This window comes from Pseudoalteromonas sp. SR41-8 (assembly GCF_014163915.1).
GTDB lineage: Bacteria > Pseudomonadota > Gammaproteobacteria > Enterobacterales > Alteromonadaceae > Pseudoalteromonas > Pseudoalteromonas rhizosphaerae.
The window spans coordinates 203,381-224,299 of record NZ_JACJEE010000002.1; the positions used below are offsets into that span (position 1 = coordinate 203,381).

Annotated in this window: 18 protein-coding genes and 2 tRNA genes; 15 read left to right on the forward strand and 5 right to left on the reverse strand. The window is 39.1% G+C overall.

What is annotated here, in order from left to right; translation table 11 throughout:
* From H5162_RS02510 to H5162_RS02525, 4 genes are read right to left on the reverse strand one after another with little or no spacing between them, the layout of a single operon-like run.
* Entirely contained in the window at nt 1-267 is a 267-nt protein-coding gene (locus tag H5162_RS02510) for a DsrH/TusB family sulfur metabolism protein (protein ID WP_145233786.1), read from the reverse strand.
* Nucleotides 264-620 carry a sulfurtransferase complex subunit TusC gene (gene tusC, locus H5162_RS02515; RefSeq protein ID WP_182759816.1) on the reverse strand — a complete coding sequence of 119 codons (357 nt, stop codon included), beginning with the start codon at nt 618-620 and terminating at the stop codon, nt 264-266. The genes H5162_RS02510 and tusC overlap by 4 nt, the downstream gene beginning before the upstream one ends.
* A complete protein-coding gene (tusD, locus tag H5162_RS02520; RefSeq protein ID WP_182759817.1) occupies nt 617-970 on the reverse strand; it encodes a sulfurtransferase complex subunit TusD in 354 nt (117 codons plus the stop codon). Before tusD ends, tusC begins: the two co-directional genes overlap by 4 nt.
* A 55-nt stretch (nt 971-1,025) precedes the next feature.
* Nucleotides 1,026-1,691: a Bax inhibitor-1/YccA family protein gene (locus tag H5162_RS02525; protein WP_182730957.1), complete on the reverse strand. Its 666-nt coding sequence runs from the start codon at nt 1,689-1,691 to the stop codon at nt 1,026-1,028.
* Nucleotides 1,692-1,943: 252 nt separating this feature from the next.
* Here H5162_RS02525 and H5162_RS02530 point away from each other — a divergent pair.
* Nucleotides 1,944-2,034 (forward strand) — tRNA-Ser (locus H5162_RS02530).
* 52 nt (nt 2,035-2,086) lie between these two features.
* A tRNA-Ser gene (locus H5162_RS02535) sits at nt 2,087-2,177 on the forward strand.
* 238 nt (nt 2,178-2,415) lie between these two features.
* On the opposite strand, the gene H5162_RS02540 is transcribed toward H5162_RS02535, so the two are convergent.
* Nucleotides 2,416-2,619 carry a hypothetical protein gene (locus H5162_RS02540; protein ID WP_182757713.1) on the reverse strand — a complete coding sequence of 68 codons (204 nt, stop codon included), beginning with the start codon at nt 2,617-2,619 and terminating at the stop codon, nt 2,416-2,418.
* A gap of 480 nt (nt 2,620-3,099) precedes the next feature.
* Between H5162_RS02540 and H5162_RS02545 the strand changes: the two genes are divergently transcribed.
* The 13 genes from H5162_RS02545 (at nt 3,100) to H5162_RS02605 (ending at nt 20,833) form a co-directional block, all read left to right on the forward strand.
* Nucleotides 3,100-3,885: a PRC-barrel domain-containing protein gene (locus H5162_RS02545; protein WP_182759818.1), complete on the forward strand. Its 786-nt coding sequence runs from the start codon at nt 3,100-3,102 to the stop codon at nt 3,883-3,885.
* A gap of 1,251 nt (nt 3,886-5,136) precedes the next feature.
* Nucleotides 5,137-5,532: a hypothetical protein gene (locus H5162_RS02550; protein ID WP_145233799.1), complete on the forward strand. Its 396-nt coding sequence runs from the start codon at nt 5,137-5,139 to the stop codon at nt 5,530-5,532.
* 125 nt (nt 5,533-5,657) lie between these two features.
* Nucleotides 5,658-6,119 (forward strand): GAF domain-containing protein, encoded by a 462-nt coding sequence (locus H5162_RS02555; protein ID WP_145233801.1) that lies wholly within the window; start codon nt 5,658-5,660, stop codon nt 6,117-6,119.
* Nucleotides 6,116-6,394, forward strand: a complete 279-nt coding sequence (locus tag H5162_RS02560) for a hypothetical protein (RefSeq protein WP_064666123.1) — start codon at nt 6,116-6,118, stop codon at nt 6,392-6,394. Before H5162_RS02555 ends, H5162_RS02560 begins: the two co-directional genes overlap by 4 nt.
* A 15-nt stretch (nt 6,395-6,409) precedes the next feature.
* Nucleotides 6,410-7,060 (forward strand): RNA chaperone ProQ, encoded by a 651-nt coding sequence (gene proQ, locus H5162_RS02565; protein WP_145233803.1) that lies wholly within the window; start codon nt 6,410-6,412, stop codon nt 7,058-7,060.
* A gap of 26 nt (nt 7,061-7,086) precedes the next feature.
* Nucleotides 7,087-9,126 (forward strand): carboxy terminal-processing peptidase, encoded by a 2,040-nt coding sequence (gene prc / locus H5162_RS02570; RefSeq protein WP_145233805.1) that lies wholly within the window; start codon nt 7,087-7,089, stop codon nt 9,124-9,126.
* 162 nt (nt 9,127-9,288) lie between these two features.
* On the forward strand, nt 9,289-10,767 hold the full coding sequence (gene nhaC / locus H5162_RS02575; RefSeq protein ID WP_145233807.1) for a Na+/H+ antiporter NhaC: 1,479 nt from the start codon (nt 9,289-9,291) through the stop codon (nt 10,765-10,767).
* Between the two features lie 49 nt (nt 10,768-10,816).
* Nucleotides 10,817-13,411 (forward strand): aminopeptidase N, encoded by a 2,595-nt coding sequence (pepN, locus tag H5162_RS02580; protein WP_182777557.1) that lies wholly within the window; start codon nt 10,817-10,819, stop codon nt 13,409-13,411.
* Nucleotides 13,412-13,414: 3 nt separating this feature from the next.
* Entirely contained in the window at nt 13,415-13,636 is a 222-nt protein-coding gene (locus H5162_RS02585; RefSeq protein ID WP_145233811.1) for a DUF2835 family protein, read from the forward strand.
* 246 nt (nt 13,637-13,882) lie between these two features.
* Entirely contained in the window at nt 13,883-15,979 is a 2,097-nt protein-coding gene (locus H5162_RS02590) for a DUF1302 domain-containing protein (protein WP_145233813.1), read from the forward strand.
* Nucleotides 15,980-15,989: 10 nt separating this feature from the next.
* The gene (locus H5162_RS02595) at nt 15,990-17,354 is read left to right on the forward strand and encodes a DUF1329 domain-containing protein (RefSeq protein WP_182777594.1); all 1,365 of its coding nucleotides are present in this window, start codon (nt 15,990-15,992) and stop codon (nt 17,352-17,354) included.
* A 153-nt stretch (nt 17,355-17,507) separates the two neighbouring features.
* The gene (locus H5162_RS02600) at nt 17,508-18,509 is read left to right on the forward strand and encodes a YCF48-related protein (protein ID WP_182777559.1); all 1,002 of its coding nucleotides are present in this window, start codon (nt 17,508-17,510) and stop codon (nt 18,507-18,509) included.
* Nucleotides 18,509-20,833, forward strand: coding sequence for an RND family transporter (locus H5162_RS02605; protein WP_145233817.1), 2,325 nt, complete (start codon nt 18,509-18,511; stop codon nt 20,831-20,833). The genes H5162_RS02600 and H5162_RS02605 overlap by 1 nt, the downstream gene beginning before the upstream one ends.
* The last annotated feature ends 86 nt before the right edge of the window (nt 20,834-20,919 follow it).

The following is a 20,919-nucleotide window of genomic DNA, read 5'->3' on the forward strand; positions in this document are numbered from 1 at the left end:
TTACCACGTAATAGAGTGAGATGTTGCTAATGTTAGTGCGACAAAGTCGTCATAACTAAGCGAGTGATCGGGCTGATTGATTGTGATATCTCGTACTTTGGCGTCATCAGCAAGTATTAATAAGTGCGTTGCAAGCTGTCTAAATTGGGCGATAGCAAAGCATGCGTCACTTAATAATAATACTTTGTCTGTTGACTGGATCAGGTTAACTAATTGATCCGTGTTGTAATAGCCAAGTGGCTTGGAAAATATGTGTAAAGTGCTCATAAGTTCACTATGTGTTGTTGCTGGGCAATAAGTTGAGTTTGCTGCTGATAATTAAGCGCTTTTACTTCTACTAACAAGTTATGTTTATCAAGGCCATACTCGAGCAGAGACTTTTCACATACATAAATGTTTTCAACATCGTAAATTTCTAGCGTTCTGATGGTCTTAAAGTAGTTCTTTAAACCTATATGTTCAGGGTGTTGATGTTTTTTTAGGGCAAGTACCGCAGGGCCGCTAAATAACCAACTAATATTTTGCTCAACAGCAGCGAATATTAATGTCATATCTAATGCATCACGAATATGTAAATCATCGAAAGGACTATGGTGGCTTAAAACTAATACATTGATCATTTAAATTGCACCCATTTATCCGCATCACTGGCAAGCATTGCAAACTCAGCTAACCCTGCGACTGCAAAAACACCGGTATTATTTATATCAAGGCCACGCTTTTCGGCAGCAGTAACACACAACATAAGATGAATCCCTTGCTCATGTAATTGTTGCCATAAAGCATTAATCGCTAATTCATCAGCTGCCAAATCTAGTTGCTCGCTGGCATGAAAAACGCCGTTTTGATACAAAAAAATGGCATCAATGTTATGCCCTTGTATTAAACATGCTTGTGCAAATTTAACCAAACGTTGCGTGGTATCATGATCCGATGGTGCGCTGTGCAGAGAAAGTACAAATCGTGCCAAAACTATTCCAATAAAAAAGCCCCTAAAGAGGGGCTATTTTAACAGAACTATTTAATTAGTCATTATTTGCGCCAAGCAGTGCAAGCAATGAAGTAAACAAGTTATATACACTTAAATATAAAGAGACTGTAGCGCGAATATAGTTTGTTTCGCCACCGTTGATGATGCGGCTTGTATCAAACAAGATTAAGCCAGACATGATCAATACAACCGCTGCATTTAATACCATAAACATTAGCGAGCTGTCGATGAAGATATTAACAATGCTGGCTACAATCACAACAATAAGGCCTACCGTTAAAAAACCACCCATAAAAGAGAAGTCTTTTTTAGTATTTAGTGCATACGCAGACAAACCAAAGAAAATCAGTGCAGTTGAACCTAACGCTTGCATGATAAGCATTGGGCCATTTGGCATCGCTGCATAATGGTTAAGTAACGGACCAAGTCCCGCGCCCATTAAACCCGTAAAAGCGAATACCCATGCAACGCCTGACGCGCTTTCGGCTTTTTTATTTACAACAAATAAAAGGCCAAATGAAATAAGAGTAAAAACTAACCCCATAAAATAAGGTAGTTGTAATGCCATTGATATACCAGCCGTCACAGCACTAAATGCTAATGTCATGGCCAGTAAGAAATAGGTGTTTTTAAGTACCTTGTTTGTTTCAATGGTCGACATAACCGGTCTAGCGGTATTGTACGAATGATTAAATGCCATTTTAGAGCTCCTTTAGAAACCTATTGTAAGTTCCGATAATTAAACTGAAGTTAGATTACCAAGACTTCTATATTTGGGCAAACCTTTGTAGTTCAATAGACCGATAATTAAAAAGAAAAGTTCAATTTAGTGTGATTTTTACTCAGGGGTGAGTTAAGAATAAACAAATCAATGATTTTTTAAGCACTTGAACACTTTTTTGAAAAAAAAGCTTCACAAAGAGCACTGCCTTCTCTATTATGCAGGCCGTGCGGAGAGATGGCAGAGTGGTCGAATGCACCGGTCTTGAAAACCGGCAGGGGTTTATAGCCCCTCTAGGGTTCAAATCCCTATCTCTCCACCACCTAATTAAAATAATTGCGAGTACACTCTTATTCGTGATTTATAAATGTTTCGGAGAGATGGCAGAGTGGTCGAATGCACCGGTCTTGAAAACCGGCAGGGGTTTATAGCCCCTCTAGGGTTCAAATCCCTATCTCTCCACCATATAAAACAAAAAGGCCGTTGATAATCAACGGCCTTTTTGTTTCTGAAGTTCTCCATAAAGATTGACTAAGTCAATGTATTTTCATAATGCGCCAAATAACATGCACTTCATATAAATCCGCATAAGCCTTTAAATAAATTAACGGATCAAATCACATGCTAAACTATTGGTCGATTTTATCTGATAAGTTAATTGTTATCGGTGGAGTTGTTAGCTACTTGCAAGGCTTTGGTAATATCATTCATCGGGGCGCTGTGACTCTTCTCTGACCTGCGATATCAGATCGCCATTCTTGTTCAAAGCAATAATGACTGTTTTATTATTATCTGGTGGTGCACCCAATGCTTTTTCTTTTAACTGTGAGTCAGAATCTAAGTTTGATCGTGGGAGTGTTGATGCACATCTTTTATTGGTCTGGCCAATGACGTCCTGTTCTGACATAAAAAATGGTAAACTAACAGCCAATACGTCGCGAATCTGATATTTATTATGATCTATTTTTGAGCGTAATATGGTAACTCATTCCAGAGCGAACTTTTTTGCTAGCTTGATAGGCCGTTGAAATTTATTCATTGTTAATATTATCAAGCTATTGATGAGCTTCATTCAAAATTAAATTGTTTCTAATCTTTCATATATATCGGGTACATCCCAGTCAAAAATAGCGCGATACTTCTTAATTAAATTATTCACGCCTTCGATGATATCGTTGCGATAGGCTGCTAACTCTAATTTTTTATTTTAGCCATTTCAGTTCACCTTAAAATTTATAGATAAATCTAGACTAGGCTTTTATTAATGCCAGTTCTGTGCGAAAGCGAACAGATTTAATGAGAAATTTGTTGCAAGCTTTTAGATGAAAACCCTATCAGCGAAACAATGATTTATTGTTTATCATTTTTAATCTGGAGCAAATACGCCATGTTACATACTCTGAATAATTTAAAAAATTTAGCTATTCATGCATCGGATGGAGATATTGGGCTTACCAAAGATTTTTACTTTGATGATAAACATTGGGTGATCCGATATCTGGTGGTCGAAACTGGATCTTGGCTATTAAGTAAAAAAATATTGCTTTCACCTATATCAATCAAAGAGTTGAATCAGAAACCACAGACGCTCACTGTTACAATTTCAAGAAAACAAGTTAAAAACTGCCCTGACATGGATAGCGAAAAACCAGTTTCTAGGCAGTATGAGCTAGAATACATGCGATATTATGGTTACTCACATTATTGCGATAACACTGATATATGGGGTGGTTATTCAAGTCCTAATATGATGTCACCTGGTTATTATAGTGTCGCACCAAAGCCTGATAACTTAGATGCTCCAGATAATTTCGCAGATGTTGATGCTGCATTATCTCAAGATAATGATCATCATCTACGCAGTAGTAATGCAGTAACGGGTTATAAACTTGATGTCATAGACGGTGATCTGGGTCACTTACATGGTATGTTGATAGATACCGACACCTGGGAAATTCGTTATTTGATTATTAACACCAGTAATTGGTGGTTGGGTCATCTGGTTTTGATTGCCCCAAAATGGATTAAAGAGGTGAGTTGGCCCACTTCTAAAATCTATGTTGATATGACGCAGCAGCAAGTAAAAGATGCACCCACTTTTGATCCCTCAGTGCCTTTCAGTCTAGAGCATGAGCAAAGTATGCAAACTCATTATGGTCGTAATGGTGAATAACAATATTACCTTTGAGTTAGGTGTTTGCTTGTCTTGTTTACGTTATTTATTTAAAAATTGTTATGTTAGTAAGTCATTTATTTCAAATATTTTATTCGAGAGTTTGGGTTTGAATCCCTATCTTTCGATCTTATAAAAAAAAGGCCTACTGCTTACCTTTATTAATGCTCCATTGAATCTATACACATTCGTTGGTATGACGCGTGAGGTAGTAATATAGAAGACTTCAAACACTATTTATCAGCGGCATTAGTAAGTTGTATACCTATGTTAATAGGCTACGTTTTTTTAAGTAATGAGCTAAATCTTTCTATATCAGAGGTTGTAACAGATTCATATATGCAGGCTTTTTTGAAGAGCTAGTCTTTAGAGCTGCTTTGTTTGGTATGTTGTTTCGTTTTTATCTTTGGGGTCATCCCAGCAGCACTAATTAGTACTATAATATTCTGCTTGGGTCATATTTATCAATGACATGATGCCATTTCAGCGCAAATGGCTGTTACCATCTCAACAATAGCAGATACATGGTTTACTTGGTTATATTGCGAATGCGGCTTACGTTATATTTAATATGTCTGGTGGCGCAGCTGGCGATTTAAAAAAATCTATTCAAAGCAAAAGCCATTATTCTGAGTATCGTTTACGTTAACCTACATATCCGACGTGGGAAAAAGCGTGAAGTAACACTCTCGTCACTATTTCAAAATCAACCACATAGTTCGACTCTGTTTATTAGAACACCCACTCAAAATATTTAATGGAGATAATGATGCTTGGATTGTTTTGGTCATGATAGTTTTTAGTTCACCTTTTGTATTATTGCTAATAATTAAACATTACTTTTTTTAGAAAACATTAGTTAAAAGAGAGTTGTTTTTCTTAGAACAAGCAAAGAGAACCGATACTGTCTTAGCGATGCAAAAGAAATTAGAGATTCTAGTTGCAAGAGTCATTGAACTTGAAGAAATAGTGACCACAGTAGCATTGATTTATCGAGAAAAATCGATCAACTGTAAATTTATAGCCTCTGTATATAAAGAGGCAAAATTATACTTTTCTGTAAAGTGAATAACGCTAAACTCTATAACGGTTTAAAACTGGATCTTGCTTAGGTTAAACGGGCATCAAAATTACCCTATCATGATTGCTGTATGATTTATCATCGTAAATTACGACCATAGTCTCTATTTCGATGTTGTAAAACATCATGCATCCTTAGTATTTATTCAGGTATGATTTTAAGGACGCATTATGAAACATCGGCTTGCAAAAAGTGTTGGGTTATCATTACTTTCACCTGTGATCATTGGCAGTGTGTTAGGAGTTTATTATGCATTAACGCTCAATACCGATCCGCTGACTACCTTTTTTCAGTTACTTATGAGTGCGATAGCTAACGCGCATATTGTCGGTTTAACCATGGCTGCTTTTGTAGTACCCGGATATTTATTGATGTACAAGTACGCGAAAGTTAATTATTCGGGAGTACTGACATTAGGTTTACTCGGTGGTGCAATTTTTAGTTACTTACTCAGTGCAACAGGTGGTATGGTCTTTTTAATTAATACCGCGATGTCAGCTTTAGCGGCGGGACTGTTTTTATATGGATTAAGGTTAGGTGCGATAAAACAACAACCTCCTCAATAGCAGAATTATTAACCAAGCTTGCTGAAAATTAGGGCAAATTGCTTTTTTTTGCCCTGAAAAGGTTTCAATTATTGGCGACAAAGAGTACCTTTAGCTACTGTATGTTTGATAAGAAGTAGTTTGGTATGCAAAAGCAAGAATTTTACCAGTCATTAGTTAAACAAACTGAATCGCTAATTACTGGTGAACCTAACATTATTGCCAATATGGCGAATATTAGCGCGCTGTTATTTACGTCACTCGATGATGTAAATTGGGCTGGTTTTTATTTGATGGATTCACCAACTGAATTAGTGCTTGGTCCGTTTCAAGGTAATCCTGCATGTATCCGAATTCCTGTCGGAAAGGGTGTCTGTGGAACTGCCGCTGCAACTGCACAAACTCAACTAGTTGAAGATGTACATGCATTCGCAGGTCATATTGCCTGTGATGCAGCGTCTAATTCTGAAATAGTAATACCTATTCATAAAAATGGTGAAGTATTTGCTGTTTTAGATATCGACAGCCCAAGTATTGCTAGGTTTGATGTTGATGATAAGCAAGGTTTAGAAGCACTCGTCGCATGTTTTGAGGCAACTATTGCATGAAAGACTTAGTAAATGTACAGGATTATCTGTTTGCCATCACTGATGTAGGTGATTGGGAAGGGGATGAAGAGCATGTAGCGGAAACGCTCAACGATTTAATTCATATTGCATGGGATCGTCTTCCTGATGACACTGAATGTGAATTAATTGATGAAATAATTAACGGTATTTGGGAACACCTTCGAGGCGATATGGCTGTAATTGAAGCCGACTTTGAAGAGTTGGTCGACTGGGTAACACACTACGTCGATTCGTCCCTTGATGAAAAGATGTGAAAAATAGGTTCTAAAATGGAAACCACAAACAAGCTAAAAGATATTAATGAAGTATTGGAATTTTTATACCAAGAATTCCCAGAATGTTTTAAACAAAAAGACGGTATCAAGCCGCTGAAAGTAGGTATCTTTAAAGATATCGCTGAGCGAATTGAAGGTTCTGAAAAAGTAAGTAAGACGCAAGTACGTCAAGCGCTGAGAAAGTATACGTCTAACTGGCGTTATTTAGAAGCTGTTACTAAGTCTGAGTTTCGTATTGATCTTGATGGAAATCAAGGTGCTAAAGTGGAGCAAGAACATATTGATCATGCTCAAAAAGCACTTGAAGAAAGTCGTGCGAAAATGGCTAAACGTAAAAAGTCACAACGTCCACGTAATGATTCAGACACAAAATCTTACAAAAAGAAACCAGGCCAATTCGCTAAACCAGGCGATAAAAACGCTAAAGTTAATACCACACCAGCAAAAGCTGCGCCGGTTAAACGTTCAGGTAAAATTGAACCTTTACCAGCAAGTGAGGTCAAGGTTAATAACAAAGTTAAAGTTAAACTTGGCCAAGCCCTTGTTAATGCAGTAATCACTGAAGTGAACAAAGAAGACGTTCATGTAGAGTTGGTAACTGGCATGCAAGTTAAAACTAAAGCAGACAGCCTGTACATTATTTAAGCTGTATATAAATTAAGGAGTTGTGTATGAGTCAGAAGTTTAAGCTCATTCCGTTAGTTGCCGCCCTGTATTCAGGTTTATTATTTGCATCAGATATTGCTGATGTTAATGATGTAGTTACAGCAAAAGACTTGCCAGTACTTACGCAAGAGAGTCAGCATAGTACGGCTAGCAAACGGGTGACAAACTTATTTACTCGTGCACATTATAAACCAATTCGTTTTGATGACGCACTTTCAAGTAAAGTGTTTGACCGTTATATCGAATCCCTTGATTTTAATAAAAGCGTCTTTTTGGCTGCGGATATTGCCTCATTTGAGCAATACCGCAACCAATTTGATAATGCATTAACGACCGGTAAACTTGATTTTACCTTTGATATTTTCAACCTAAGCATGCAGCGTCGTTTTGAGCGTTATGAGTATTCTTTAAAGTTACTTGAAACACCAATGACCTTTGATAATGCGGATGAATATTACTTTGATCGTGAAGATGCTGATTGGTCACAAACGCAAGCTGAGTTAGATGAGCTTTGGCGTGAACGTGTAAAATATGATGCATTACGATTAAAAATGACCGGCAAAGATTGGCCTGGTATAAAAGAATTATTAACTAAGCGTTATCACAATGCACAAAAACGTTTAGTGCAAACCAATAGTGAAGATGTATTTCAGATAGTAATGAACTCTTTTGCGCGAAGTATTGAAGCACATACCTCCTATTTATCGCCACGCAGAGCTGAACAGTTCAAAATGGACATGGATCTGGAACTAGAAGGTATTGGTGCAGTACTAAGCTACGACGAAGACTACACGGTTATTCGCAGCTTGGTTCCAGGTGGACCTGCTGATAAATCGGAGCAAATTAAAGCTGACGACCGTATTATCGGCGTTGCTCAAGACAAAGAAGAATTTGTTGATGTCATTGGCTGGCGTTTAGATGACGTAGTTGATTTAATCAAAGGACCAAAAGGCACTAAGGTGCGGTTACAATACTTAAAAGGTGCTGATGATCATGGCGCGCCTAAAGTAGTTGAAATTATTCGCGATAAAATTCGCCTCGAAGATAGAGCTGCAAAATCAGAAGTATTCAAAGCAAAATATTCTGATTTAACCAGCAAAATAGGTGTTATTGAGATCCCTGGTTTCTACAACAACTTGTCTAAAGACGTTAAAGTAGAATTGGCGAAATTAAAAGAAGCCAAAGTAGATGGCATTATAATTGACCTACGCCAAAATGGTGGTGGCTCATTATATGAAGCAACACAACTATCTGGTTTGTTTTTTGACCAAGGTCCAGTAGTACAAATTCATACTCTAAATAATCGCATTGAAGAGCAAAAAGACCGTGATGGTGTTACGTTTTACGATGGCCCCCTTACGGTGCTTGTTGATCGTTACAGCGCATCTGCCTCTGAGATTTTCGCCGCAGCGATGCAAGACTATGGTCGAGCAGTAATAATTGGTGAGCAAACGTTTGGTAAAGGCACTGTGCAGCAGCATAAGGGCTTAGGCCGTGCTTACGATTTATACGATAATCCACTTGGCAGTGTGCAATATACGATTGCAAAGTTTTATCGTATCAATGGTGGTAGCACACAGCATAAAGGTGTGATCCCAGATATTTCATTCCCATCAGCAATTGATCCAGCGGAATGGGGCGAAAGCCAAGAGGATAATGCATTACCGTGGGACAGTATCGTACGCGCCAAATATAACTCGGTTGATGACTTACACCCAGCCATTGCTTACTTAAGCAAAGCGCATGCTGAACGCATTAAATCAGAACCAGAGTTTAACTATGTTTTTCAAGATATTACGCGTTATAAAGAAGAGAAAGACCGGAAAACTATTTCTCTTGTAGAAGCGCAGCGTATTAAAGAAAAAGACGATGGTGAAGCGCGTGCTTTAGCTCGTACTAATGAAAGGCTTACTCGTTTAGGTGAAAAACCGATTGAGAGCTTGGATGATGCGCCTGATGTCTTAGACGACTTAGATCCATTCTTAGAAGAAGCTGCATTAATTACCCAAGATTATATTAAGTTTGGTCGTGTAGCTAAGAAATAACTCGTTTTACAGGTTAATAAAAAAGGCGCTTTGGCGCCTTTTTTGCTGCCTAAAACTCTTGATATTGCTATAATTACTGATTAAACGCTGACAAAAGTAAGTAACTTAGTTAGGCTAAGCGTCGCGTCTGTGCTAAAAAATAATAATTAAACGCGCATAAAAATGCGCGTAGGAGTCTCAATTTTGAATTCACAAAAAGAAAAACCCATCCTACAGGCCAGCTTTTTCGATGCCTTGATCCCAATTTCTGTACTGATTTGTTTATTAGGTGCTGCGGTCTATTTATTTGGCGATAGTTCGTCATCAGGACCGAATCAAATTGCGCTACTGTTTGCTACATTTACAGCTGCACTTATTGGCCTTAAAAATGGCTATACTTGGAAAAAACTTGAACAAGCGATGATAGAGGGGATCACTCTATCTTTGGGCGCTATATTAATTTTGTTAATGGTTGGCGCGCTGATCGGCACTTGGCTGCTGTCAGGCACTGTACCTACGCTTATTTATTATGGTTTACAGGTAATTAATCCTAGTTGGTTTTACGCAGCAAGCTGTTTAATTTGTGGCATTGTAGCAATGAGTATTGGTAGCTCTTGGACCACGGCGGCGACAATAGGTGTAGCGCTACTCGGTGTTGCTACTGGCCTTGGATTAGAGCAAACAGTGACGGCCGGTGCCGTAATATCTGGGGCTTACTTTGGCGATAAACTCAGTCCACTGTCTGAAACAACAAATTTAGCTCCTGCGGTTGTGGGAGCTGATTTATTCGAGCATATTCATCATATGCTATGGACGACTGTACCAAGTTTTGTGATTGCACTAATCATCTTTATTTTTATGGGCTTTAATGCCACAGCGTCAAGTGAGGCTGGGCGTATTGATGAAATAACCGCTATTCTACAACAAAACTTTAATATAGGTTTAGAGATGCTGGTGCCACTGATTGTTTTACTGGTGTTAGCAATTAAAAAAATGCCTGCATTTCCGGCAATTTCAATCGGTGCGGTACTTGGTGCAGTATGGGCAATGATTTTTCAATCAGACCTAATTGCAACACAAATTGATGGCTCTCAGGGGCAAATTGTCGGTTATTTTAAATTGGTTTGGAGTACATTTTTTGATGGCTTTAGTATCCTCACAGGCGATGAAAAAATGGATTCATTACTCAGTGGTGGTGGAATGTCTGGCATGTTAACCACAACGTGGCTGATTATGACGGCATTGATGTTTGGCGCCATTATGGAAAAAACAGGTTTATTAGATATTTTTGTAAAAAGTATTCTTAAAATTGCGAAAAGCACTGGCTCTTTAATTACTGCTACTATTGCGACCTGTATTGGTACCAATGTAATTGCTGCAGATCAGTATATCGCTATTGTGGTCCCTGGTCGGATGTTTAAAGAAGAATATGCAAAGCGTGGTTTGAAACCTGTTAATTTATCAAGAACATTAGAAGATGGCGGGACGATCACCAGTCCCCTGATCCCTTGGAATACCTGTGGTGCATATATGCAAAGTGTATTACTGATCAACCCATTTGATTATGCGCTATATGCATTTTTTAATCTTATAAATCCATTACTAGCTGTTATTTATGCTTACCTAGGCATTAAAATTTTACGTATTAAGCCAAAACAATAGCCATAAATTATACGCTCCTCTGCTAAGAGGAGCCACTTTGGAGTTTCACATGACTGCATTAAAAAAACCTCAAGCACAGTATCTTAAAGATTACCAAGCTCCACCATTTTTAATTGATCACATTGATTTGACCTTCGATTTATTGCCGTTAAACACCCGTGTTACGAGTGTAATGACGATCACGAAAAAAATAGCTGGTGTGGCAGATTTAGTGCTTGATGGCATTGATTTGACACTGATCTCAATTACTGTAGATAACAACGCATATACAGATTATGACCTACTTGATGAGCAGCTTGTGATCCATAATTTACCAGCGCAATGTCAGCTTACAATCGTTAATGAAATAGCGCCAAAAACTAACACATCTTTAGAAGGTTTATATCTATCTGGCGGGGCGTATTGTACACAATGTGAAGCGCAAGGTTTTAGAAAAATAACCTATTATCTTGACCGCCCAGACGTACTTGCAAGCTTTGACGTGACGATTATTGCTGACGAGCAGTTTACTCATTTATTATCAAATGGTAATAAATTAGCGGAAGGTAAATTAGACAATGGCCGTCACTTTGCAAAATGGCAAGACCCATTCAAAAAGCCAAGTTACTTGTTCGCACTTGTTGCAGGGGACTTTGATGTACTTGAAGATACCTTTGTTACGCAAAGTGGTCGTACAATAGATTTAGCCTTGTTTGTTGATAAAGGGAATTTACCGAAAACCCCTCATGCGATGGCATCACTTAAAAAATCAATGCAGTGGGATGAGCAGCGTTTTAATCTTGAGTATGATTTAGATATTTACATGATCGTTGCTGTGGATTTTTTCAATATGGGCGCGATGGAAAATAAAGGTCTGAATATTTTCAACTCTAAATGTGTGTTGGCTAATCAAGAAACCGCCACTGATAAAGATTATCACACTATAGAGTCAATCGTTGGTCATGAGTATTTTCATAATTGGACAGGAAACCGAGTGACTTGTCGTGATTGGTTTCAACTGTCGTTAAAAGAAGGCTTAACAGTTTTTCGTGATCAAGAGTTTAGCAGTGATTTAGGCTCGCGGGCACTGAATCGTATTGATGCGGTTAAAGTAATGCGTACTCATCAATTCAGTGAAGATGCCGGTCCTATGGCACATCCGATCCGTCCTGAACAAGTGATTGAGATGAATAACTTCTATACAGTAACTGTGTACGACAAAGGCGCTGAAGTTATCCGTATGATGCACACGTTATTGGGAGAAGAAAAGTTCCAGCAGGGCATGGCACTTTATTTTCAGCGTCATGATGGGCAAGCCGTTACCTGTGATGATTTTGTTGCGGCTATGAGTGATGCCTCAGGTATCGATTTAACTCAGTTTAAACGTTGGTATAGCCAAGCTGGCACACCACGGCTAATCGTAAAACAAGAGTATGATAAGCTCAGTGGTACTTTTTCACTGCATATAGAGCAGCTGGCACCGCTTAATCAGCCAGAAAATGCGCCATTACATATCCCATTTGCTATCGAGCTACTTAATCAACAGGGCGAGTCTGTCTCTTTACAGTTTGAAGGACAGCCACTTGATCATGTCTTAGATGTTACAACAGCGCAGCAAACGTTTAGCTTTGATGGTTTAACCGCGAAGCCTGTAGCGGTGCTACTAGAGGATTTCTCTGCGCCGTGTATTGTTGAGCAACAAAATACAGCCACTGAATTATTACACATTATGCGCTTTGCGCGCAGTGACTTTTCGCGTTGGGATGCTCAACAACAATTGTTCATTGGGGCGGTTAAAGGGGCCATTATAACACCTGAAAATAATCAATTGGATCCAGCAATTATTACTGCATTACGTAGTTTATTAGTTGATCAGGAGGGAGATTTAGCTTTAATTGCTGAATTATTAAAGCTGCCTAGTTTTGATACCCTCGCAGCTGAGTTTAATGTGATCCCTGTGGATCAATTGGTTGCGGTGACAAATCAGTTTGAGTTACAAATTGCTCAGCAACTGCGTAGTGAGTTCTTAGACTGTTATCAAAGTTTAATTGATGACGGCTCTGTAAGTGCAACAGCTGTCGCTATACGTGCATTAAAAGGTATGTGCTTGCATTATTTGGCAAAAATTAATGAGCTTGATATCAATCAACTTCTTGTTAGTACTGCTAATTCACACAATATGACCAATGTACTCGCCGCGCTCAGTGCAGTGGTAAAAGCTGATAATCCATTAGCAAAAGAGTTGTTAAACCAATTTGACAGTCAGTGGCGCCATGATGTGTTAGTGATGGATAAGTGGTTTGCATTGCAAGCAATGCAAGGTGGCGATGACGCCATTAGTAATATCAAAAAGTTATATGATCACCCTTGTTTTGATTTTTCAAACCCAAACCGTGTCAGGGCACTAGTGGGCAGTTTTAGTCATTTTAATACCGCACAGTTTCACCGTGAAGATGGTACAGGTTATCAATTGCTAGGTGACTTACTAGTTAAGCTTAATGCAATCAACCCCCAAAATGCATCACGTATGTTAACGCCATTTATGTCATGGCGCAGATATGATGAGGTACGTTCAGTTGCAATCAAAGCTCAGCTGCAACGCCTAGCTTTGCTTGATAATTTAAGTGATGACTTGTTTGAAAAAGTTGATAAAGCACTACAATAAATTATGATCGAATATTATTTTTTACTGAACTTAACCTACAAGCAGTGCATGGATTACTACGAAGGTAAGTATACATCAGTTCAAGTAATTGAAGATGGTGGCAAAAAAGTACGTTTTGCCGCCAGCCATTTGCGTCCTTTTATTTCCTCTTTAGGGGTAAGAGGGCGCTTTCGACTTTTGCTTACTCCAGAGTATAAATTTTTACGTTTGGAGCGTGTTGCCTAAAACAATATTTTAAAATAATCACTTATAATATTGTTTTTTTGTTAATTCGATTTGTCCTATTGTTAATTTACGTGTATAAATTATCTGGTAGGACGTCTTACCATTAGGTTAACGTCAACTAAACAGAAAAATTATGACCGATTGAACGCGTTCTATTTGTAATTTCTTTATTTCGCTTCTATCGTTACGACTACACTAAAAACAATAACTTGATCACAAAATTACCCGCGACAGGGGGAACACACAATGATAAGAAGATCGCTTTTTGTTAAAAATAAACTAGTACTAGGCATCGCAGCTGCTACTTTAGGGTTATCAGCAGCACACACACAGGCTGCAACGTTTGAGGCTGGAGGGTTTGATATAACCTTCGACTCTGCTTTTTCTTATGGACAAAGTATCCGTGTTGAAGACCGAAACTTTAACTTAATAGGTAAAAGTAATAACCCGTCTTTTGATTGGACAGGTTATAACTCTGTATTAAATCCAATTTATTCAGCGCAAGATGTCTGGGCCCAACCTGGCTCTTACTCTAATAACGGCGACGCTGGTGATTTGAACTTTGATAGCGGTGAATCTTTTTCAAAGCTGTTGAAAGGGACGCATGATTTATCTATCAACAAAGATAACTATGGTCTGTTTACTCGATTTATGTATTTTTATGATTTTGAATTGATGGATGGCGATCGTGCCTATGTTAATCCAACTTCAGGGCAAGGAGTTGATCCTTGTGATGATAAAGACACAAAGAAACAAAGCTGCGCAGATATTCGTCTATTAGATGCTTACGTATGGGCTAACTTTGATTTAAATGACGGCAATAACCCACTTTCTATTCGTCTAGGACAACAAGTTATAAACTGGGGAGAAAGTACATTAATTTCTCACGGTATTAACGTAAATCCGGTCGATATTGATCGGTTAAAAGCGCCGGGTGCAGAGCTTAAAGAAGCTTTTATTCCAGTTGGTATGTTATGGGCATCTTTAGGGATCACTGAAAATGTGACTTTGGAAGGCTTTTACCAATACCAATGGCATGAAACACGTTTACCTGCAGCTGGAACGTATTTTTCAACCAATGACTTTGCCGCTGAAAATGGTTATCAGCAAAATGTACAGCTTGGTTTTACCTCCAACCCAGATATCGATTTAGCGTTTTTAACTGATAGCTTAAATAATTTGATGACTACCTTTGGTCAAGCTGCTGCCGCTAAAGGGATCGACCCTGCAAGTCCCGCAGGGCAAGCATTATTGGCACAAACTTATCTGGCATACCCTACTAAAGTCGCTCTTAAAGGCAAAGGGGATGATGGTAAAACTGAGCCTGATGATGGTGGTCAATATGGTTTACGTTTAGGTATGTTTTTACCAGATTTTTATGACACTGAAGTTGCACTTTACCATGTAAACTACCATAGCCGCCGTCCTCTTATTTCAGGTCGCGTATCTAACTTTACACAAGCGTCACTGGCCCAAGATTTAGCCATGTTAGCAACGACTAAAATTACCTCTGACAATGTCTCTGATTTAAAAGCATTTGCTAAAGCAACCAATGAGTATCCAGAAGATATTAAATTGTATGGGTTAAGCTTTAATACATCAATAGGTGAAACGGCGTTTGCTGGTGAGTTCACCTTCCGTGAAGACGAACCACTACAAATCGATGACGTAGAATTGCTTTATGCTGCTATGCCTGAGCAATTAGCGTTAGCGGGACTTCGTCCTGAGTTTGCCGGTATTTCACAAATGAGTCAGGGTAACGCAGTTAGTGTTGTAGGCCCTGGGGAATTAGCAAAAGGTTATATTGAGCGTAATACTAGCCAATTGCAGTTTACAGCAACACATTTATTTGGCCCATCACTGGGTGCAGATAGCTGGGCTGTAGTGGGTGAAATTGGCGGCGTGCGCATAAATAATATGCCTGAATACGATGAAATGCGTTTAAATGTTTCAGGCACTGGTCGAAGCGGTATTATGACCGGCCCTAATGCAGATGATTACTCAACACTTCATATGGCTTTGTCTAATGGTCCCGAACAAAAAGAGTTTGCGACAGCATCATCATGGGGATATCGCTTAATTGCTAAAGGCGATTATTACAACTTCTTTAAAGGAGTTAATTTTTCACCTCGCTTTGTTTTCTCACATGATGTAAATGGTAACACACCAGACCCGATGTTCTTGTTTATTGAAGATCGCAAGTCACTTGGAGTGACAGCCAACTTTAATTATCAAAATGCATGGTCATTTGACTTTAGCTACAACTCTTTCTGGGGTGGCGGAGATACCAATACTTTCTCAGACCGTGATTTTGTTTCTTTTAATATTAAATATTCAATTTAAGGGTATCATGATGATAAAAAAACCTACCCTCATTGCACTAACGCTATGTAGTTTATTTTCTACAACAGCGGTCGTTGCAAAAATGACGAGCGAAGAAGTTGCGCGCTTAGGTGCAGATCTAACCCCATTAGGTGCTGAAAAAGCGGGTAATGCTGATGGCTCAATTCCGGCATGGACAGGTGGTATTACTAAAGCACCGGCAGGTTATACGCCGGGAATGCATCATCCAGATCCGTATGCTGACGACAAAGTACTTTTCACCATTGATAAATCAAATGTTGATAAATACAAAGCAAATTTAAGTCCTGGTCAAGTAGCTCTTTTTGAAGCGTATCCAGATACGTTTAAAATGAACATCTATACTACTCATCGCAGTGCTTCAAACCCACAGTTTGTCTATGATGCAACAAAACAATACGCACCAACTGCAGAGTTGATTGAAGAAGGTAATGGGATAAAAAATACTGCTATTGGCATTCCTTTTCCTATTCCAAAAACTGGCTTAGAGGCAATTTGGAACCATTTATTACGCTACCGTGGTCTGTCAATTGAGCGTTTTGGCGGTCAAGCGGCTCCAACAGCCTCAGGTTCGTATAATATGGTTGGCTTTGATGAGCAACTGTTAGTTAAGTACTCAGATCCAAAAGCAACACCTGCAGAGTTACAAGAATCTAATATTTTGTTTAAATTTAAACAAAAAGTCACCGAACCTGCGCGTTTAGCTGGCACGGCGCTATTAGTTCATGAAACCATGGACCAAATTTTAACTCCACGACAAGCGTGGACTTACAATTCTGGCCAGCGTCGTGTTCGTCGCGCGCCTAATGTTGCTTATGATGCACCAGGAACAGCAGCTGATAGCTTGCGTACAACCGATGATTTCGATATGTTTAACGGTTCGCCAAACCGCTATACATGGACGCTCAAAGGTAAGCAAGAGCTTTATGTACCATACAATAGTTATAAGCTACACAGTGATAAGTTACAGTATGACGATATTCTGATGGCCGGTCACATCAACCCGGAACATGTGCGTTATGAAAAACACCGTGTTTGGGTTGTAGAAGCAGCTCTGAAAGGCGACACTCGTCATATTTATAAGAAGCGCGTATTTTATATTGATGAAGATAGCTGGCAAGTTCAAGTGACGGATATCTATGATAACCGTGACCAAATGTACCGTGTAGCGATGGCTCATACAATTAACTATTACGATGCGCTCACTAACTGGAGTACGTTAGACGTTTACTACGATTTGAATTCACGCCGTTACCTAGCGATTGGTTTAGATAACCAAGAGAAAATGTATGATTTCTCACAATCGTTTAATGATAATGAATTTACCTCAAGTGCACTGCGCCGCGAAGGTCGTTAATACACTCTAAGCACCTGGAATTATCTAGGTGCTTTTTTATTATTTCAAATCGCGTTTGTCACTCTGACACGCACTGGGTCATGACACTAACCGAGTCCCCCGACTGCACGTTATATACCGACAAACACATTCTTTTCAAGGCGATTTTAATTTATGAAGTACATGCTTTATGCAGGTCTTGCCGCTGTGGCGAGCCTTTCAACTCTTTATATTGCAGCTGAACCACTTGCTGCAATTGTCGCAACTAAAGCAGATAAAACCCTGTTGACTGATATTGAATACACAGGAAAGCAACTGGTCGCTGTCGGAAAACATGGCACTATAATTACAAGCAGTAATGCAAAAAATTGGCAACAAGCGAGCGTTCCAACGCAAGTGTTATTAACGGCGGTTGCCTTCAGTGGCAGTGAACTTGGTTGGGCTTGCGGGCATGATGCGACTATTATTCATACCAATGATGGTGGTGCAAACTGGCAGTTGCAACAGGTGAACACGCAATTAGATAAACCTTGCTTAGATATTTTATTTACCAGTGAACTTCACGGCTTTGCTGTGGGTGCCTATGGTATGTTTTATGAAACCAGTGATGGTGGCAAACATTGGCAAAAGCGTTTTCTGGATTCTTTATTATTTGCAGATGATAGAGATTACTTAAATGATTTAAAAGAATCAGATCCACAAGGCTATGAAGCCGAAACTGCATCAATATTGCCGCACTTTAATCGTATTGTCACAACAAAAGATAAACTTATGTTAGTGGGCGAAATGGGTTTGTTAGCGCACAGTACAGACAACGGAAAAACATGGCAACGCGATGAAGAAATCTACCGGGGTTCCTTTTTTGCTTATGCCAGCGATGAACAAGGGCAAGAAATAGTTGCGGGTTTAAGAGGCAATATTTTTAGCCGTCAGGTAGGTGAGCAATGGCAACCAATAAGTAATAATAAAACCGCCACAATCAATAGTATTATCGCTAGCGGTGATAATCAATGGTTGTTACTTGCCAACAGCGGTGTGATTTTCCACTATAAAAATAATCAACTTACTATTGAGCAGTTAGCGGATGGTAAAGCAATTCTTGATGCCGTTATTTTTGAAAATCAATTGGTTATGGCATCAGAAAATGGCATTAAAGTGAAGGGGATGGCTCCATAATGCACACAATCGTCAATTTTTTAGAGAAAGCAGTTTTTCGTCATCGATTAATGATGGTGATAAGTTTTATTTTAATAACATGTTTTTTAGGTTTTAAAGCCACACAAATCCAACTTGATGCTTCATTTAATAAAAATATTCCGCTTAATCATGATTATATGAAAGTGTATTTAAAGCATGAAAAGCAATTTGGTGGCGCAAATAGTATTTTGATCTCAGTGTGTGATGATAGCGGTGATATTTTTAATCCTGAGTTTTTCACCCAATTAAAAGCCGTTCATGATCAGTTATATTTTATTCCTGGGGTGAATCGTCCGTTAGTGAATTCAATTTTTTCACCCAGTGCACGTTTTGTTGAAGTTGTTGAAGACGGTTTTGCGGGTGGGCCAATTATTCCCGCCAATTTTACTGCTGATCAACGAGGCTTAGCGGTTGTTAAAGAGAATATCGAAAAAGCGAAAGTCGTAGGCAGGATGATTGCCTCTGATTATTCGTGTGCGATGGTAACCGCGCAGTTGATGGAAACTGATCCGCAAACGCAAGAAAAATTAGATACGTTAGCGTTTGCACAAAAGCTAGAAAGCGAAATTCGAGAGCCATTGAGCACTGATAAAGTAAGTATCCACATTATTGGTTTTGCCAAAATGGCCGGTGATATTGCCGAAGGTGCGAAAGGGGTTGTGTTATTTTTTGCTATTGCTATCGCGTTTACTTTCATCATGGTGTGGTTATTTTGCGGCAGCATCAAGCTCACTATTTTACCTATAGCCTGTTCAATTATTGCCGTGGTTTGGCAGTTAGGGATATTGTCGAGCTTAGGCTTTGGTCTAGATCCAATGTCGATTCTAGTACCATTCTTAGTGTTCGCAATCGGCGTAAGTCATGGCGTACAGATGATCAATGCAATAGGTAAAAAAGTCGCCGAAGGAAGCAGTAATACGCGTCTTTGCTGTCAGGCTAGTTTTAGATCGCTGTTAATACCCGGTGGTATTGCATTGCTGTCAGACACGGTCGGCTTTTTGACGTTACTAACCATAGATATAGGTATAATTCGTGAACTGGCTATCACAGCAAGTTTAGGTGTGGCTGTTATTATTTTTACTAATTTGATTTTATTGCCAGTATGGGCATCGTATATGCGCTTTGAAAACACAGTTCATATTCAATCAGGCAACAGCGAAAAACCAAACTTACTTGATTCAATTCGTGATCTGTTAGTCAAAGCCACGGATCCTAAATGCGCGAAAATCATTATTGGCTGCACCTTAGTATTGTTTGCTGTAGGTTATTGGCAAGCAGGGAAAATGCATATCGGCGATTTACATGCAGGTGCACCGTCATTGCATCAAGATGCCCGTTATAACCAAGATACCTTTTTAATATCGGATAAATATACGATTTCATCCGATATTCTAAAAGTGATTGTCGAAGCTTACCCTGCAGCATGTACTGAGCACGACGTAATGGAGCGCATTAGTCGTTTTCAATATAAAGTTGAAAACTTAGCAGGTGTTCAATCAGCAGTATCCCTAAGCTCAGTAGCGCAGTCGGTTAATGCCGGGTATAACGAAGGTAATTTAAAATGGCAAAGTTTGCCTCGTAATACGGCAAGTTTGGTGCAATCTACCTCACGAGTCGAAACCAGTACCGGTTTACTCAATGGTGATTGTTCAGTTATGCCTGTGATTATCTTTTTAGATGATCATAAAGCGCAGACCATTGAACATATCATTGCCAGTGTTAAACAATTTGCCATTGAAGAACAAACCGATATGCTGCAGTTTAAGCTGGCCTCAGGGCCTGTCGGCGTCATGGCTGCGACGAATGAATCAGTTTCTGCTGCACAATTACCTATGATGTTATACGTTTATGGTGCAGTTATTATTTTATGCTTGATTAGCTTTAAGAGTGTAAAAGCGACCATAGCGGTAGTGTTACCCTTGTATATTGTATCGACTCTTGCGCAAGCTTTAATGGTACAACTTGAAATCGGTCTGACGGTTTCAACGTTGCCAGTGATTGCACTAGGTGTAGGTATTGGGGTGGATTATGGGATTTATATTTTGTCATCGATGATGGGGCAATTAAAGCAAGGTGTTGCCTTACCAGTGGCGTATCGTAATGCACTCGTTGAGCGTGGTAGTGCGGTGTTATTTACCGGTATCACGTTAGCTATTGGTGTGAGCACCTGGATTTTCTCTGATCTTAAGTTCCAAGTGGACATGGGAATATTGTTAACCTTCATGTTTTTAGTCAATATGCTTGGCGCAGTATTACTTTTACCAGCAATTGGTAGTTTGATCTGGACTGACCAGAAAAAATAATGTGAATAATTTTGCTCCTAAATGGCCTGTAAAGGCCATTTATATCTATAATTTGTGAATAGATGACCAAATAGCTGAAAAGCTTA